Here is a 14,359-nt window from a genome sequence, read left to right as displayed (position 1 = left end):
AACATTACAAGGATTGAAGATCACGCTAAAATGATTGTTACACATAATTAATCTCTTTTTTAAGCATGATTATGAATGCAAAATGGAAATAATCTCTTGGAGTATTAAATCTGATGATCAATTACAGAATTCCATCTAAAATGTAGTCTGGTGAGACATCAAACCAATGCAGGATGATTTTCATCTCTGATAATCTAGATTGTTCTAATATTAAACAGCGCTCACATGATATCATGAAAAGTAAAAAGTCAAAGAAGATCGATGAAGAAAAAAAGGAGTCGGAACATGAAGAAGCAAAAGAAGAGATCCATCAAGCAGAATTAGAGATGGGTTACAAGCAAGACGAAAAATTCGAAGAGTCTCAGGATTAGTCGAACAAATGTCAGGGTTCTACCATGTCTGTAAATGAGAATTATGCCTCACTTTATATCAAATGATTTCACGAACTAATCATGACAGCAATAGAACTTAATGAAGAAGAAATCAAGACGATAGCAGCAGTTCTAAGATTCTCAATTTCAGCTTGTCCTCTGGGAGGTATCAGTCAAGATATCGAAATTGACGAGGAAAAGCTTGAAAAATTAATTTCAAAGATGGAAAAAGGACTCGAGTGAAAAGATCAAGAATGCGCGGTGGATCAGGTATTATCGTGGTCATTTTAGACTCGCTTTGTTCATGAAATTGTTCTTTGACTATATGACAAGAAATTCAGAAACTAATTAGTTTTTTGCCACTTGTAGCTTGTTAATTCTTTTGAAGTTAAAACCATTATGAGATCCCATGGACTAATCACTTGATCAGTTGTAATCACATAAGGATGCAACATACCATACATTATTTTACATACTTCTGGAATCTTCATATCTGGAGAAATCGTTTTTGCACTTTCTAGTTTGAAAATGCTTGCTTTCATATCTAGAAAATTATCCACGTCGCGTAGATAATTTAAATCTGTAGCAATTTTTTCTATTATAATTCTATCACTAAGAAACTGCGTCGTGTTTTCTAGAATCAATCTTCTAGTTTTATTTTCAAACATGGCATTTATGATCTCTCTAACTGTTTGATTTTGCTTGAAAGTCACCATCCTTTTTTTCGGAATATCATCAACTTTGATATCAGTATTGCACAACACTCCTACTTCTAGTAATTTTCGTGAGGAGATGGCGGAATAACCATGATATTGATTCGGGATGATCGCAAACGCTCTTCCTGTCTGTTTCCATTGTTTCAATAAATCTGAAAGTTTAGTTTCTGGTGTAGTTATGACAAGGCCATCATTTTTAATTTTTCCAACAAGAGTGTTATTAAAAAAATCAAAGGCAGGGTTTTTCAAAGTTCCAGACATTATCTCAACTCCTCCAATAAGTCCCACCGGATGTGTTTCATCTGTAACAACAAGTGAATCTGTAAAGGATTCAAGATGGTGTACTAACATACCAGTTGTTTCCCACACTCTGTCATAGATCGTAGTACTTACTGCTGGCACAGTTGTCAGTGTTCTACTCAAAAGTTCGTAAAGTGAATAATTAGAGATTGGTAAGTTCTTTTCAGATTTTACATCGTTTACCATTTTCTAGCCTCGGGCCATATTTTTACATTTGCCACATGTATATGGAACAAGTATAGTTGTCATTACTAAATGACTCAATTTTCCTACTAGAATGTTTAGAAATTTCTTTATGTAAATCTACGATATTTTCTTCCTTAAATGTCAGATTACATCTATAACATTTCCAAACTATTGCATTCAACATTAATCATAACTTTTTGTAATATAAGAACAGGAGGAACATTCTCAGTGTTGAAAATCATCATTTAAAGTTTAAAATTATTTCAGATTTTAAAACCTCACAGGTCTGAACCCAATGAGAAGGATCTCTTCTTTCAATACAATGGAGTAGTTCTTTATTTAGAAAGTTTTTTGTCAATTACAAATATTTAATTAAACTTGCATTAATTTAATGTAAAAATCCGGAAACGTGTTAAAGTCACATACCTGCGTATCCAACATTCAGGGTTAATACCCCCGTTTCCGGTAACTATTGTGCGTCAATATTGTATTTAATTTTGTAACATGATTATCATATTTGATAATTATAAGCAATTCTTCTTGGAAATCATGATCGATAATGATAATTGAATTTATCTATAGCTAATATTGTACAATAATAAGAAAATGACAAAAAATTGTGAATGTGGTTCCTGTGGACATGAAACTGTTGAAGAGTGTTTTAATAAAGAATGTAAATGCTGTATGCCGGATCATTTAGGCGCTTTTGGCAAAAATAGATAATCATTCAGAGTCTGAATGAATTTAAGTTTTTTACCAAAAAAATTATTACTTTACAATCAAAACAGGACATTTTGAATGCTGAGATACGCCAGACGCCACGCTGCCAAGAAGTAATTTTTTGAATCCTCCTAATCCTCGCGAGCCAATAATTATAAAATCCACATCATGAGATTCAGCATACGATATTAGAACATCTGTAATTGAAACTGCTTCTAATACCTCAGTTTTGAATTGTATCCCACGTTCCTTTAATTTTGGCTCTAACTTTAATAGGGATTTCTTGGCATCTTCTTTTTGTAGTTTCATAGTCTCCAAGAAAGCCACACCTAAAACTGGATCTACAGGGGCATATATGACTATACAAGTGACTACAGTAACGCTTGCTTTGTATAGTTTTGCTAGTTCTGTAGCAAATTCAAATGCTCTATTGGCAGGATCTGAGCTGTCGTATGGAACAAGTATGTGTTTTACCATATTGTATTACCAGTTGATTTCACTTAAAATAGGTATTTCGAATTTCAATTTTGATAATTACCTTCTAGTCATCGAATTCATTTGAAAAACACCTTATGAGAAATGTGGGTCTTTTTTTATCAATCTAAGATGAGTTTCTACTTCATTATAAGCAAGAACAATATCCGTTGAGCTAATTATACCTTCCAAGTTTCCATTCTTGTCAACGGTAGGAATTCCACTCACCTTATATTTTGTCATTAATTTTGCTGCCTTTGAAAGATCATCCTCAGACTCTATTGTTAGAAGCTCGTCGGCTATTAAATTACCAACTTTCAATTCTTTGGCAGATGCATTTGGCAAGAGATATTCTCTTGTATCTTGTTTTCCAATCTTAAAGTATTCACTGTTTCTCAAAAATGTATCATATGATATTACCCCAATTGGTTTTCCAGTATTATCTGTCACAACCAGTCTTGAAATCTTGTTTCTGTTTAACATGTTTAAAGCAAACGGCAGAGAATCAGATTTTCTGCAGGTAACCACTTTTTTGCTCATGTAGTCTTTGACTTTGTAAACTCCTGTGTATAAATTAGAAAAATTTTTTACGAGATCGGATTTTGTTGTAATACCAACCAATTTTCCCTCATCATCTACAACAATAATTGAGGATATCTGAAATGTTACCATACGTATTGCGCATTGTTCTATGTGATCATGTTGACCAATTGTAATAGTCACAGGACTTCTATTCATAATCTCCTCAAGCAGTATTTTGTCCAAAGCCCTCACAGTCTTATCGATTTCTAAAAACCTGCCTAGATCACGTTCAGTTACAATTCCTACTGGAACGTTATTTTTAACAACTATAATTCGTTTAACGTCATTTTTTTGCATCAGAAATAACGCATCATGTATTGTATTTTCTGGTTCCAGTGTAATCACAGGAGATGTAAACTGGTGTACTTGAGTTCTCATCATGATACTAATCCGATATACCGAATTTAAAAGGGGAGTCTGATTTTCAAGTTTGATTCTCAGATATTTTTAGAAAAATGGGAAGTCCTAATTCGCTGGTATTGCCAATGTATTAGGGACTATTTCTACTTCTAGTGAATTTCCTTTAAAACAGGTCATTATTGCTTTGATCTTGGATTTGTACAAAAAGTACTTTTTACCATCATCATTGATAGAACCTGATATTCCCAAGAGTTTGTTGTCATGTAATTCTTGTACTCTTCTGTATGCTGTGCTGATAGGTATTTGACACTCAGCACTAAGTTCTATTGCAGATTTTGGTGAATCCATTGTTGCCTCAAGTATTGTTCTTGAATACTTGTCAGCTAGAATTCTAAGCAGTACGTCTTTTGAGGTCTGTTCTTGAACCTGTTTTCCTTGTAGTAATACTTGCATGAATGAAGTATTTTTTAATATGATATAATGAGCAGGACTGCATTGCCGTGCAGTGCATACAATCTATTCCATGTCTAGATTGCGCATAATAGTGAGTATTACCTTATTGTTTGATATTTTCTCTGTAAAAAGTAGGTTGATAAAAATAAAAAAGAAAGTGACTAGAATTTTGGAAATCCAGTATCTAATCTCATCTACGTTTTACTATTGACCACATTCCAACACCAGTTGCTAATGCAGCTGCCCCTATTCCTGCTCCCCATCCAAGAGATTGTCCTTGATCTGGTTGAATTTGTTGCGTAGTAACGCCATAGTTTCCACCAAGAGGGATTCCATTTTGTTGCCCTTGACCAGCTGGGTTCTGTTGTGCAAAAGCATGCGGAGCTATTGTTACAACAACAACTATTGCCAAAAGACAAAGTATGGAGGTGTTGGTTTGATTCTTACTTAATGTTTTCATTGATTGCAAGTATTATTTTGACATTAAGAAGATGGTACTAGATTATCAAGTCTGAGTTTCAATCCAGAATATCAACCAAAGATAATACTCAAAATTCAAGAGAATTAGTAGATAAGATAACAGAACCGTATAAAAAATGTCAAGATTTATTCATGAACAATCAAAACTGGACATGTAGCTAATTCGGAAATTTTCCTACTAACGCTACCAAGTGCCTTTATTTTGTCAATTCCGTGCAACCCCTGACTTCCAATTACTATTAGATCAATCTTCCTTCCACGTGCAAACTTGAGAAGCGCCTCAACTGGGCTTGTCCCAGCTATGATATCATAATATGCATCAACACCATTTGCTTTACAAACTGCAACTTCAGCAAGGAGTTCCTTTCTAGTCTGAGATTTTATTGCAACCATAAATTCGCTAATTGATTGCTCCAGCCTCTTATCTTTTTTTAATAAACCAAGTAACATACCTGGTGGAAAATCAGATGTGTCAACTTCTGTAACTAGAAATATTTTTGAACCAAATTTCTTTGCTACATGAATAGCATGTATTAAGGCGTGCCTTGAGTACTTTGAACCGTCATAAGGTACCAGTATCTTTTTGAAAATAGTAGGTTTGAAAATATTAGCCATACTCTGTTTTTGAATAAAACGTACTTAAATTAACTTGTAAATTTCATGTCTGATAATCAAACAAAGGTCATTATCAAAACCAGAACAGACAATTTGAATATTCTAAGATGATTATCATGAAAGAGAATCGTCTCAGATACTCAAATAGACCTCAGTGTAAAAAAAGTCATGGATAAACCTCAAAAAAAATCAGAGGCATCACACGAGATAACTCCTTTTTGGAAAACTGGTTGGTCAGATCTAGACAGAGTGTTCGACAATTTTAGAAGAGACTTTGAGCGCACCCTGTCCTCATTTCCTGCCATAAGTTTTCCATCCCTTCCCACATCCTCAATGTCATGTGATATCATGGATGAAGGAGACAAGTATGTCATAAACGCAGACATGCCAGGTATTCAGAAAGAAGACGTCAAGTTGAATGTAACTGATAATGCAGTAGAAATTTCTGCACAACACAAAGAAGAAGAGGAAGAAAAGAAGAAAAACTATCTACGAAAGGAACGAAAAGAAGTGTCCTATTATAGAACACTGCCTATTCCTGAAAAAGTAGACTCGTCCAAGGCAAAAGCAAAGATTAACAACGGAATTTTAAATATAGAAATTCCAAAAACAACACCGACCCCCAAGCCTAAAAGCGCGTCAATACCAGTACAATAACTCTTCTCAAATTTTTTTAATATTTTTTTTGATTATTTCAGCTGATGTATCAAGTGACTTTAATTCTGATTTATCGAGATTTATTTCCTCAATTGTTGATGCACCATTCTTATCAATGATTACAGGCACTCCAATACAAACATCTGACAAACCAAATTCCCCATTCACTAATACTGAAGACGAAACTTTTAATTTTTCATTGTTTATTATTGCTTTTGCAATATCATAGGAATGTTTTGCAGCTCCGAAAACAGATGCGCCTTTGAATTCCTGCATAGGCTTCCAATAATTTCTCAATTCAGAAGTAGTTTGGTCAATTTGGTTTTTCTCAAGATTGATTGGTTTTCCATTAAACTTTGCCGTTGAAAATATTGGAACCATAGAATTTCCATGTTCGCCTAGTACCATTCCAGCTATCTTTGAATGATTTGTTCGTAACAGTTTAGAAAGCAAGTACCTGAATCTGCTAGAATCAAGACTAGAACCTACACCTATTACGTTTTTTCTTGGCAAACCACTTTCTTTTAAGATACAATAAGTAATTACGTCAACAGGGTTTGTCACCACTATGACTTTGGAATTATTAGCATATTTTTTAATATTTTTTGAAATTTCCTTTGCAATAGGAATATTGTATGGTAGCAAATCTTCTCTACTAGTGATTATTTGACCAGCGCTTGCAGTGATTATTATTACATCAGAACCAGCAATATGTGCAAAATCATCCGTACCAATTACAGTTATTGATGAATCCCGAATTGTATTTACAATATCTAGTGTCTCCCCTATGGCCTTATTCCTAGTCCTATTTACCAAAACAATGTCATCAAGAGATGTAGATGCAGCAAGAAATCCTATGGCCGAACCTACTCGTCCTGTTCCTATTATAGATAAAATGTCAATTCACTCTACTTGACTAAAAGCACCGGTACCTTAGATTTATGGACAACGGCGTTTGCCACGCTACCAAGAAACGTCTCTTTTATAGGTCCAATCCCACGAGAACCAATGACAATAAGATCAAATTTTTTGTAACTGGCAAATTCAGTTATTTCCCATACTTCATTACCATAAATTATTTTTTCATTAAATACAACACCATTTTGTGCAGAAATGGTTTTTGCATTAGCCATGAATTTTTTTGCTTCTTTAATTGATTGATTTTTAAGTGATGTCAGCAACCTGCCCAAGTTTATTGTGTAGAGAGGAATTACACACAACCCAGTTATTGTAGCTCCGCATTGCCTTGCAAGATAAATCGCCTCATTCAATGCTTTAAAAGAGGTCTTGGAACCATCTATTGGTACTAGTATTTTTTTAATTGGTTTAATCATAAGATCAAACTGGGAAGTCGCTCATTTAATATATTTCTCATAATACCATTATTGATAATATCTAATTTCATTATTTTTGTCAATAAAATCATCTTTTAATTTGAAAATAAAATTCAGATGGTTAGAATTGACTGTAGTCTTGTAAGTACTTGTTGTACATTATAACTAAAATCGCCGCGGTTGAAAACAAAAAAATCTTTCCCCTCTAAAAATCCTAAAACATCAATTCCTTGTTCTACTATAGGAATTATCGGAGTGTTCTTGGCTGTCGCATAACCAATTTCTTGGTTTAACCATATTGTGTTTGTACTGTTATAAGTTAAAAGAACAATTACTGCACTACAAGAATTAATTCCTTCTTTAACTTTAGATTCATAACTTACATCAATAGCGTGATCCCATTCAGGAATGTAAACGTCGACTTTCCTTAATTTTGAAAGTGCGTCATAGAGTTCTCTTATATGAGACTCATCTCCAGTTGCGTAACTTATGAAGATTTTATGTATCATGATATTCTGCTATTTGACAATCAAGACAGGAATCTTTGATTTGTGAACCACTCCATGTGATACGCTGCCAAGAAATGCTTCCTTTACACTGCCAAGACCTCGTGCTCCTATAACTATGATGTCAAATTTGTTTTTCGCAGCAAAATCAACTATCTCAGACGATTCATTTCCAACAATTGTTTTTCCGACAAAGACAATGCCGTTTTGAGCAGCCCGTTTTTTTGCATTCTCCATAAACTCCTTGGTAGCTTTTGTCAGGTATTTCTTATCATATGTTATTGGCATAAATGATCTTGGATAGATTGACATAACAAACAGTCCTGTAAGTGTAGCTCCGCACTGTCTTGCAAGATATATCCCAGTATCCAGTCCTCTAAACGAGTTCTTTGAGCCATCCAAGGGAACTAGGATCTTCTTAATTTTTTCCTTGATCATAAAATATTACCTCAAAATGGTTGATTTAATATCTTATCAACAATATCACCGTTGATAATTATACACCGTTTTTTGCAGATAACTTTCTAATCCCTACAAAATACAATTATCGAACCTAATTATTATTCTTGAAAATCAGTTTAACCTCTTTTATAGTAGACAAAAGCCATTCAGGTAGAACAATATGACAAGCATTTTAAACCAAAACTCAAAGGTGCATACTAGATGAATGCAAATGTAACTTATGATCATCTAAAGATAGTTCGTGAGACCAAAGCAGGTCAGCTATTAAGTAAAGCTGTAACTATAGATCCTTCATCTACGATCTCTCGGGTCATCAGTGTCATGAATGAAAATGATGCTTATGATGTCTTTTGTATGAAGGGTAACTCAGTTTTCACAATTAATGCACGGGATCTTTTAGCAACAAGAGACATTCCTCAGATGAAAGTTGATTCATTATTACGCCGAATTACACCCCTATCAAAAAATGCCACTGTTGGAGAGGCAGCTACAATGCTTGCACATTATAGAATGCGCGCAGTTCCATTAGTTGATAAAAATCAGATAGTGGGAGTAGTTACAGCAAAAAAAATTATAGAATTATTGTCTAGACACAGCTTGAATTGGATTAAAGCTAATACCATTCTAACACCAAATCCAATCACAGTAGATGGTAAGGAAGAACTTGTCAAAGCCAAAAAAATAATGATGTCAAAAAGGATAGATCACATACCTGTACTTGATGAGGGTAAAGTCTCAAATGTTCTGACATCAATGCACATACTTCCATTGCTAACTCCATCAGAAAGAATAGGTAGTGATCAAAGAGGAGTCAATCCCTCAAGAAGAATGGCATCACAAATAGGTAATATCGGAAGTGCACGCATTCCTCAATGCAATACAAATGACTCGCTTAGCACGGTAATAGAATCTATGTTAAAAGCAAACACAACCTGTTGTTTATTAACACTGTGGGGAAATCTCCATGGAATAATAACATACAAGGACATAATTGGCCTACTTGAGAAAAAAATTTCAAGTGATGTTCCACTCTACGTCATGGGACTTCCAGAAGATTTGAATAATGCTGAGATTGTGAAGACTAAATTTCAAAAAATAATCAGGAATCTAACCAAAGTCTTTCCTGAAGTTGAAGAGGCAAGAGCATCAATAAAGATAATTCATGATGCTCGTGGAGAAAGAAAGAATTACGAAGTTGCTGTGAGAATAATTACACCGTATAATACTCATAGCTATATAGAAATGGGATGGGATCTTTCAAAAGTGTTTGACATATTAGGACAAAAAATAATTCGAAATCTGTCAAAGCGAAGTAAAAAACGTTGGAAGATGTCTATTAGAAAAATAGACAAGAATCAAATATTCTAGTTACAACTCAAATATCAATCGTAAAATCGTTGTTAAATCAAACCATATACAGAGTAATTGATAGAAAATCTTTTGAGTTAACGCATTACCAATTATAGTTTTCTTGGATTATGTGCTGATATATCTTTGTGTATAATCACGTGATTTTCCTCTTTAAATGTCAGACCGCATCTATAACATTTCCATATTGTCATAATCATTTAACAGTCTTTATGGTATAAGAATAGCAGACATTATTCTCAATAGTGAAACGACGTCACGAAAATAAGAAGATTAGAGAATAAGATTCAACTAATTACTACATGCCCATGTTTGGCATTTGCCCAGGAGAAGAGTTGGGCATATTGGATTTGGATGATGCTACAACATTATCAATTCTAAGTATCATGTTGGCAGTTTCAGTCGCTGACTTGATTACTTGTTCTTTTACCTTAACTGGTTCAACAATATCTAATTTTTGCATATCAGTTACCACGCCGCCGTCTATAACTGCAATTCCAGTCCATTTTTCTCCTGCATTATGCTTTGCACGAAGTTGAGTTATGGCATCTATTGTATTCATTCCGGCATTTCTTGCAAGTGCAATTGGTATTGATTCTAAAGCTTCGGCGAACTTTTCAACTGCGAGTTGTTCTCTTCCTGACAAGGATTGCGCCCATGCTCTTAATTTTGTTGCAACATAGATTTCAGGAGCACCGCCGCCATATACTATCAAAGGTCTTTCAATTACGTCTTTTACAACCATCAACGCATCATGAATTGATCTTTCTGCTTCATCGATTACTCTCTGAGTACCGCCCCGAAGAAGTAGGGTAACAGCTTTTGGATTTTTACAACCTTCAATGAAAACCCAATTATCGTTTTCTATTGTTTTTTCTTCAACGTTTTGTGCCTGACCTAGATCCTTTCCAGTCAGATCATGGACACTTCCTACGATTCGACCACCTGTTGCTTTTGCAAGTTTGGACATGTCACTTTCTTTGACTCGTCTCACCGCAACTATTCCTTCTTTGGAAAGATAATGTTGTGCAATATCATCAATGCCTTTCTGGCATAAAATCACATTTGCGTTAGTAGATTTTATTTTATCAACCATTCCTTTGATAATACTATCTTCTTCTTCCATGAATGATTTTATTTGGTCTGGGCTTGAGATGTTTATTTTTGCTTCAAACTCAGTTTTTTCTATTTCAAGTGGGGCACTGATAAGAGCTATCTTTGCATTTTCAATCTTTTTTGGCATTCCACTGTGAACAATTTCTTTGTCCAAAACAATTCCGTTTATCATTTTGCTGTCTTCAATAGACCCACCTGCTTTTTTCTCGACTTTGATATTATTTAGATCAACATTATAACCCACATCTTTTTGTGTTACAACAGAAAGTGCAGCGTCAACAACAAGTTTTGCAAGATCTGGGGCTTCTATGGAAACAAGTTTTGTAGACATTGATGTTACTGCAATTTTTTCTAGTATTTTTCTATCCTTTGTGTCTACTTTTTGTGCAATATCACTCAAAAATGATATGGCTTTCATTGATGCCTTCTTGTATCCATCTGCAACAATTACAGGATGAATATCATTATCAATAAGTACCTCAGCTTTTTCTAATAATGCTCCTGCAAATACAACTGCAGATGTGGTTCCATCTCCTACCTCACTATCGGTTGCCTTTGCAACTTCTACCATCATCTTGGCTGCAGGATGTTGAACATCAATTTCTTTTAAAATTGTGGCGCCATCATTTGTAATTGTTATATCTCCGATTGAGTCAACAAGCATCTTATCCATTCCCCGCGGACCAAGGCTGGTAGTAATTATCTCTGCCACTAGTTTAGCAGCAGCAATGTTATTTCGTTGTGCTTCACGACCTCTGGATTGTTTAGAGCCCTCTTTTAAAACAATTACAGGGATCCCTTCCGCAGTGGTTTGAACCGAAGCCATTTGTTTGTAATTTATGATATTTCTTATTATTACATGCACCTGAATTTCATACATGATTATCATCTATGGTAATGGTAGCAGTTGTTTTCTAACAGAATAAACATCTAAACAATTGTTTACAAAATGGGCAAGACCAAACTCAAAAAACTGGAAAAGGTCAACACTGTACCATCAGTTTTACTAGTAGGAATTCCTGGTCCTGGTTTAATAGGTACTCTCTCACTCACATACATAATTCATTCACTCAAAATGGAATTAGTTGGGGAAATAGATAATCCTGATTTATCTTCAATAATGTTTATCGAAAACGGTGAACTTTTGGGTCCGGTAAGGCTATATAAAAAAGGAACACTTTTTGCAGTGCTTTCCGACATTCCAATTGATTATGAACTAGCTCCAGGATTTACCGAATCAATAATCGAATTTTCTAAAAAAAATAACATTGATTACATCATAATTTTTAATGGTATTCATGTTCCGGAAAGAAATTCGTCTAAACTATCGACGTATGGTCTTGTAACAAAACAAAGTCTTGAAAAAACACTGTATGAAAACGAAATACCAAAATTTCTCTCTGGAATGATTACTGGGCCTGATGCGACCATACTATCCATCTTAAAAAACTCACCAATTCCTGTAATGGTTCTTTATACAGAATGTAATTTTTTCTTTCCAGATCCCGAATCTGCAATGCATACCATAAAGACGATTTCGCGAATGCTCAAGATCGAGATAGAATTGACCGAATTTAAAGACCAGATTGACTTTTTACGACTACACAATAGACAACTAATGGAAGAAACCTTGGGCGTCCTACAGCAAGGAAAAGAACAACCCACAGTACCACCACAAATTTACAAATAGGACATGACAAGCAATTTTCTCTCAATGTTTGGAAGGCAGGTTAACACATTAGGCAAAGAAATTGATGATTTTCTCAACAAAGAGCTCATGCCGCTTTCTCGCCTTGAGGAAAAAGATGCAGAATGGATTTTAGAAATAGATCTGCCTTTTGTAAATAAGAAGAATATATGCGTAATTCTTACTACACATCATTTGATTATCAAAGCTAAGCTTGAAAAAATATATTGTGTTTCCAAGTTTAATTGTGTAACAGAATTTGATTATTTCAAAAAAACACTTCCTCTCCCACCAGCAATTAATATAAAACGAATTTCTTCTAAATTCAAAAATGGCATACTTAGAATTTCTTTGCCTAAAATAAGTACTGGAAAGAAAATACGAATAGATTAGTTTCTATAACAAAATGTGTTAGTGTACTATAGTTACAGGGCATGTAGCATGTTCAGAAACATATCTAGCTGTGCTACCAATTCTTTTGATTGCTGCAAGACCTTTCATGCGCCTGCTACCCATTATTATAAGATCAGTCTTATTTTTCTTGGCTTGTTTTAAAATTGCATTAGAGACATCATCATGAACTATCTTGTAAGATGCCTTTGCACCCTCTTCACGACATTTTTCTGTCACCTTACCAAGATCTTTTTCTCCTTGAGTTGTTAGCTCTTTTACAATTTTTTGATAATTAGTAGCCATCGCACCCACGTATATTGAATCACTAATAGGATAATAGAGTGGAACTACCATCAAAATATTCAGTGTTGCGTTAAAATTTCGCGCAATTTCTTTTCCCAACTCTAGTGCCTTTTTCGACATTGGTGACCCCTCGTATGGAACCAGAATGTTTCGGATCATCATCTAGAACATTTCCTTGATTTTTTCTTTGTAGCTTTGTGTAATCATACCAAATTCTATAAAATCCGGCTCTTTAGGATATTGCATTCTCATGGCATACTGAGATACAAATGTGGTGAGTACATTTCCAACGATCAAATTAAAGCACATTTCTGACAGGTCTTTTACTCCAGGAAAGGCCAGTTTGATAAATGGTAGATAGGCTTTTGTCTGTTTTATCATCAAGTCCATCTGATTTTCTATAATTTCTTTTATCTCAGGCTGTATCGTCATCATTCATTGCTTCCTAAAGGCGATTTTATAAGGTTCTGCCTGATAATGGTGTGAACAAAGAAAGACTGTTTTTCCGTTGATTTCTTTCGCAGTCAATGAAATTCCATTTAGTTCTTTTTTGCACACACAACATGAAAGCGGAACAACAACAGACTTGATTATGCTTTTATTATTTTTAAGATAGAGATCTTGAAAGAGAAATTCGTTTTTCAAACTTTTATCAATTAAGGTAGAACTTGTTATATTAAAGATGCTTCGTTAATTATCAAAAATGGTTTTTCATCATTATCAACCCTGATAATTTTACTAGGTGATTTATATCAAAAAAGAGCATGAACTCTATGAGTATTGCACGTGACATAATGAGCAAGAAGCTCATTACTCTTGATTCAACTGTTTCTGCATTTGAGATTGCAAAAATAATGGGCAAAAATAACGTCAGTTGTGTAGTTCTTACAAAAAATGAAATACCTCAAGGCATAGTAACAGAAAGAGATTTGTTATCCAAAGTTATTGTACTAAACAAAAGAGCTTCTGAACTTGCTGCAACAGAAATCATGACTTCTCCTATTACAATGGTATCATCCCATACTCCCGCAGATGAGATAGCTAGAAAAATGCTTGATAAGAAGATAAGAAGAGTGGTTGTTACAGACAACAATCAACCACTTGGAATCATTACAGTTACAGATTTTGTAAAACATTTCAATACGATATTATCAGATTCTGAAAACTACAAAGCTGAACTTTATCAGAATTTATTAGACGATTACGAATACTGGGATAATTAAAATCAGTTTCGATTTATTGTATATTTCTAATTCTAGTTCTTATTTATAGAATG

Annotated in this window: 20 protein-coding genes; 7 read left to right on the top strand and 13 right to left on the bottom strand. The window is 34.3% G+C overall.

Annotated features, from left to right (window positions below; all coding sequences use genetic code 11):
* The first annotated feature begins 233 nt into the window (after positions 1-233).
* Together VEU72_01335 and VEU72_01330 are read left to right on the top strand one after the other, a co-directional pair.
* Positions 234-371, top strand: coding sequence for a hypothetical protein (locus tag VEU72_01335; GenBank protein ID HYL65777.1), 138 nt, complete (start codon positions 234-236; stop codon positions 369-371).
* An 81-nt stretch (positions 372-452) separates the two neighbouring features.
* Positions 453-614, top strand: coding sequence for a hypothetical protein (locus tag VEU72_01330; protein ID HYL65776.1), 162 nt, complete (start codon positions 453-455; stop codon positions 612-614).
* A 101-nt stretch (positions 615-715) separates the two neighbouring features.
* Here VEU72_01330 and VEU72_01325 read toward each other — a convergent pair whose 3' ends face one another.
* From VEU72_01325 to VEU72_01300, 6 genes are all read right to left on the bottom strand, one after another.
* On the bottom strand, positions 716-1,573 hold the full coding sequence (locus tag VEU72_01325) for a CBS domain-containing protein (protein ID HYL65775.1): 858 nt from the start codon (positions 1,571-1,573) through the stop codon (positions 716-718).
* Positions 1,574-2,341: 768 nt separating this feature from the next.
* Complete coding sequence (locus VEU72_01320) at positions 2,342-2,770, bottom strand: universal stress protein (protein HYL65774.1); 429 nt, start codon at positions 2,768-2,770, stop codon at positions 2,342-2,344.
* A gap of 93 nt (positions 2,771-2,863) precedes the next feature.
* On the bottom strand, positions 2,864-3,727 hold the full coding sequence (locus VEU72_01315; protein HYL65773.1) for a CBS domain-containing protein: 864 nt from the start codon (positions 3,725-3,727) through the stop codon (positions 2,864-2,866).
* Positions 3,728-3,814: 87 nt separating this feature from the next.
* A complete protein-coding gene (locus VEU72_01310) occupies positions 3,815-4,162 on the bottom strand; it encodes an ArsR family transcriptional regulator (GenBank protein ID HYL65772.1) in 348 nt (115 codons plus the stop codon).
* A gap of 190 nt (positions 4,163-4,352) precedes the next feature.
* Positions 4,353-4,622, bottom strand: coding sequence for a hypothetical protein (locus VEU72_01305; protein HYL65771.1), 270 nt, complete (start codon positions 4,620-4,622; stop codon positions 4,353-4,355).
* Positions 4,623-4,768: 146 nt separating this feature from the next.
* Positions 4,769-5,257 carry a universal stress protein gene (locus tag VEU72_01300; GenBank protein HYL65770.1) on the bottom strand — a complete coding sequence of 163 codons (489 nt, stop codon included), beginning with the start codon at positions 5,255-5,257 and terminating at the stop codon, positions 4,769-4,771.
* Between the two features lie 168 nt (positions 5,258-5,425).
* On the opposite strand from VEU72_01300, the gene VEU72_01295 reads away from it, so the two are divergent.
* Positions 5,426-5,914: an Hsp20/alpha crystallin family protein gene (locus VEU72_01295; protein HYL65769.1), complete on the top strand. Its 489-nt coding sequence runs from the start codon at positions 5,426-5,428 to the stop codon at positions 5,912-5,914.
* Positions 5,915-5,920: 6 nt separating this feature from the next.
* On the opposite strand, the gene VEU72_01290 is transcribed toward VEU72_01295, so the two are convergent.
* From VEU72_01290 to VEU72_01275, 4 genes are all read right to left on the bottom strand, one after another.
* Complete coding sequence (locus VEU72_01290; GenBank protein HYL65768.1) at positions 5,921-6,772, bottom strand: lactate dehydrogenase; 852 nt, start codon at positions 6,770-6,772, stop codon at positions 5,921-5,923.
* A gap of 50 nt (positions 6,773-6,822) precedes the next feature.
* Positions 6,823-7,248 (bottom strand): universal stress protein, encoded by a 426-nt coding sequence (locus VEU72_01285; GenBank protein HYL65767.1) that lies wholly within the window; start codon positions 7,246-7,248, stop codon positions 6,823-6,825.
* A gap of 113 nt (positions 7,249-7,361) precedes the next feature.
* Positions 7,362-7,757, bottom strand: a complete 396-nt coding sequence (locus tag VEU72_01280) for a toll/interleukin-1 receptor domain-containing protein (GenBank protein HYL65766.1) — start codon at positions 7,755-7,757, stop codon at positions 7,362-7,364.
* A 9-nt stretch (positions 7,758-7,766) separates the two neighbouring features.
* Positions 7,767-8,192, bottom strand: a complete 426-nt coding sequence (locus tag VEU72_01275; GenBank protein ID HYL65765.1) for a universal stress protein — start codon at positions 8,190-8,192, stop codon at positions 7,767-7,769.
* A gap of 225 nt (positions 8,193-8,417) precedes the next feature.
* Between VEU72_01275 and VEU72_01270 the strand changes: the two genes are divergently transcribed.
* Positions 8,418-9,584: a CBS domain-containing protein gene (locus VEU72_01270; protein HYL65764.1), complete on the top strand. Its 1,167-nt coding sequence runs from the start codon at positions 8,418-8,420 to the stop codon at positions 9,582-9,584.
* Between the two features lie 298 nt (positions 9,585-9,882).
* On the opposite strand, the gene thsB is transcribed toward VEU72_01270, so the two are convergent.
* Positions 9,883-11,526: a thermosome subunit beta gene (thsB, locus tag VEU72_01265; protein ID HYL65763.1), complete on the bottom strand. Its 1,644-nt coding sequence runs from the start codon at positions 11,524-11,526 to the stop codon at positions 9,883-9,885.
* A gap of 123 nt (positions 11,527-11,649) precedes the next feature.
* On the opposite strand from thsB, the gene VEU72_01260 reads away from it, so the two are divergent.
* Positions 11,650-12,390, top strand: coding sequence for a PAC2 family protein (locus tag VEU72_01260; protein ID HYL65762.1), 741 nt, complete (start codon positions 11,650-11,652; stop codon positions 12,388-12,390).
* A 3-nt stretch (positions 12,391-12,393) separates the two neighbouring features.
* Positions 12,394-12,780 carry an Hsp20/alpha crystallin family protein gene (locus VEU72_01255; GenBank protein ID HYL65761.1) on the top strand — a complete coding sequence of 129 codons (387 nt, stop codon included), beginning with the start codon at positions 12,394-12,396 and terminating at the stop codon, positions 12,778-12,780.
* Positions 12,781-12,798: 18 nt separating this feature from the next.
* Here the strand turns inward: VEU72_01255 and VEU72_01250 are convergent, their stop codons facing one another.
* Both VEU72_01250 and VEU72_01245 read right to left on the bottom strand, forming a co-directional pair.
* Positions 12,799-13,245 carry a universal stress protein gene (locus tag VEU72_01250; GenBank protein ID HYL65760.1) on the bottom strand — a complete coding sequence of 149 codons (447 nt, stop codon included), beginning with the start codon at positions 13,243-13,245 and terminating at the stop codon, positions 12,799-12,801.
* Positions 13,246-13,515 carry a hypothetical protein gene (locus VEU72_01245; GenBank protein ID HYL65759.1) on the bottom strand — a complete coding sequence of 90 codons (270 nt, stop codon included), beginning with the start codon at positions 13,513-13,515 and terminating at the stop codon, positions 13,246-13,248.
* A gap of 332 nt (positions 13,516-13,847) precedes the next feature.
* Here VEU72_01245 and VEU72_01240 point away from each other — a divergent pair, with 332 nt between their 5' ends.
* Positions 13,848-14,306, top strand: a complete 459-nt coding sequence (locus VEU72_01240; protein ID HYL65758.1) for a CBS domain-containing protein — start codon at positions 13,848-13,850, stop codon at positions 14,304-14,306.
* Positions 14,307-14,359: the final 53 nt, after the last annotated feature.

This window comes from Nitrosopumilaceae archaeon (assembly GCA_035631875.1).
Taxonomy (GTDB): Archaea; Thermoproteota; Nitrososphaeria; order Nitrososphaerales; family Nitrosopumilaceae; genus TA-20.
This window is presented reverse-complemented; position numbering and strand designations above follow the sequence as displayed.

Coding starts and splice junctions, on each gene's coding strand:
- VEU72_01300 (HYL65770.1), bottom strand. CDS start 5,257: ATGGCTAATATTTTCAAACCTACTATTTTCAAAAAGATACTGGTACCT.
- VEU72_01320 (HYL65774.1), bottom strand. CDS start 2,770: ATGGTAAAACACATACTTGTTCCATACGACAGCTCAGATCCTGCCAAT.
- VEU72_01305 (HYL65771.1), bottom strand. CDS start 4,622: ATGAAAACATTAAGTAAGAATCAAACCAACACCTCCATACTTTGTCTT.
- VEU72_01245 (HYL65759.1), bottom strand. CDS start 13,515: ATGACGATACAGCCTGAGATAAAAGAAATTATAGAAAATCAGATGGAC.
- VEU72_01240 (HYL65758.1), top strand. CDS start 13,848: ATGAACTCTATGAGTATTGCACGTGACATAATGAGCAAGAAGCTCATT.
- VEU72_01325 (HYL65775.1), bottom strand. CDS start 1,573: ATGGTAAACGATGTAAAATCTGAAAAGAACTTACCAATCTCTAATTAT.
- VEU72_01260 (HYL65762.1), top strand. CDS start 11,650: ATGGGCAAGACCAAACTCAAAAAACTGGAAAAGGTCAACACTGTACCA.
- VEU72_01270 (HYL65764.1), top strand. CDS start 8,418: ATGAATGCAAATGTAACTTATGATCATCTAAAGATAGTTCGTGAGACC.
- VEU72_01275 (HYL65765.1), bottom strand. CDS start 8,192: ATGATCAAGGAAAAAATTAAGAAGATCCTAGTTCCCTTGGATGGCTCA.
- VEU72_01310 (HYL65772.1), bottom strand. CDS start 4,162: ATGCAAGTATTACTACAAGGAAAACAGGTTCAAGAACAGACCTCAAAA.
- VEU72_01335 (HYL65777.1), top strand. CDS start 234: ATGAAAAGTAAAAAGTCAAAGAAGATCGATGAAGAAAAAAAGGAGTCG.
- VEU72_01250 (HYL65760.1), bottom strand. CDS start 13,245: ATGATGATCCGAAACATTCTGGTTCCATACGAGGGGTCACCAATGTCG.
- VEU72_01295 (HYL65769.1), top strand. CDS start 5,426: ATGGATAAACCTCAAAAAAAATCAGAGGCATCACACGAGATAACTCCT.
- thsB (HYL65763.1), bottom strand. CDS start 11,526: ATGGCTTCGGTTCAAACCACTGCGGAAGGGATCCCTGTAATTGTTTTA.
- VEU72_01315 (HYL65773.1), bottom strand. CDS start 3,727: ATGAGAACTCAAGTACACCAGTTTACATCTCCTGTGATTACACTGGAA.
- VEU72_01330 (HYL65776.1), top strand. CDS start 453: ATGACAGCAATAGAACTTAATGAAGAAGAAATCAAGACGATAGCAGCA.
- VEU72_01280 (HYL65766.1), bottom strand. CDS start 7,757: ATGATACATAAAATCTTCATAAGTTACGCAACTGGAGATGAGTCTCAT.
- VEU72_01255 (HYL65761.1), top strand. CDS start 12,394: ATGACAAGCAATTTTCTCTCAATGTTTGGAAGGCAGGTTAACACATTA.
- VEU72_01285 (HYL65767.1), bottom strand. CDS start 7,248: ATGATTAAACCAATTAAAAAAATACTAGTACCAATAGATGGTTCCAAG.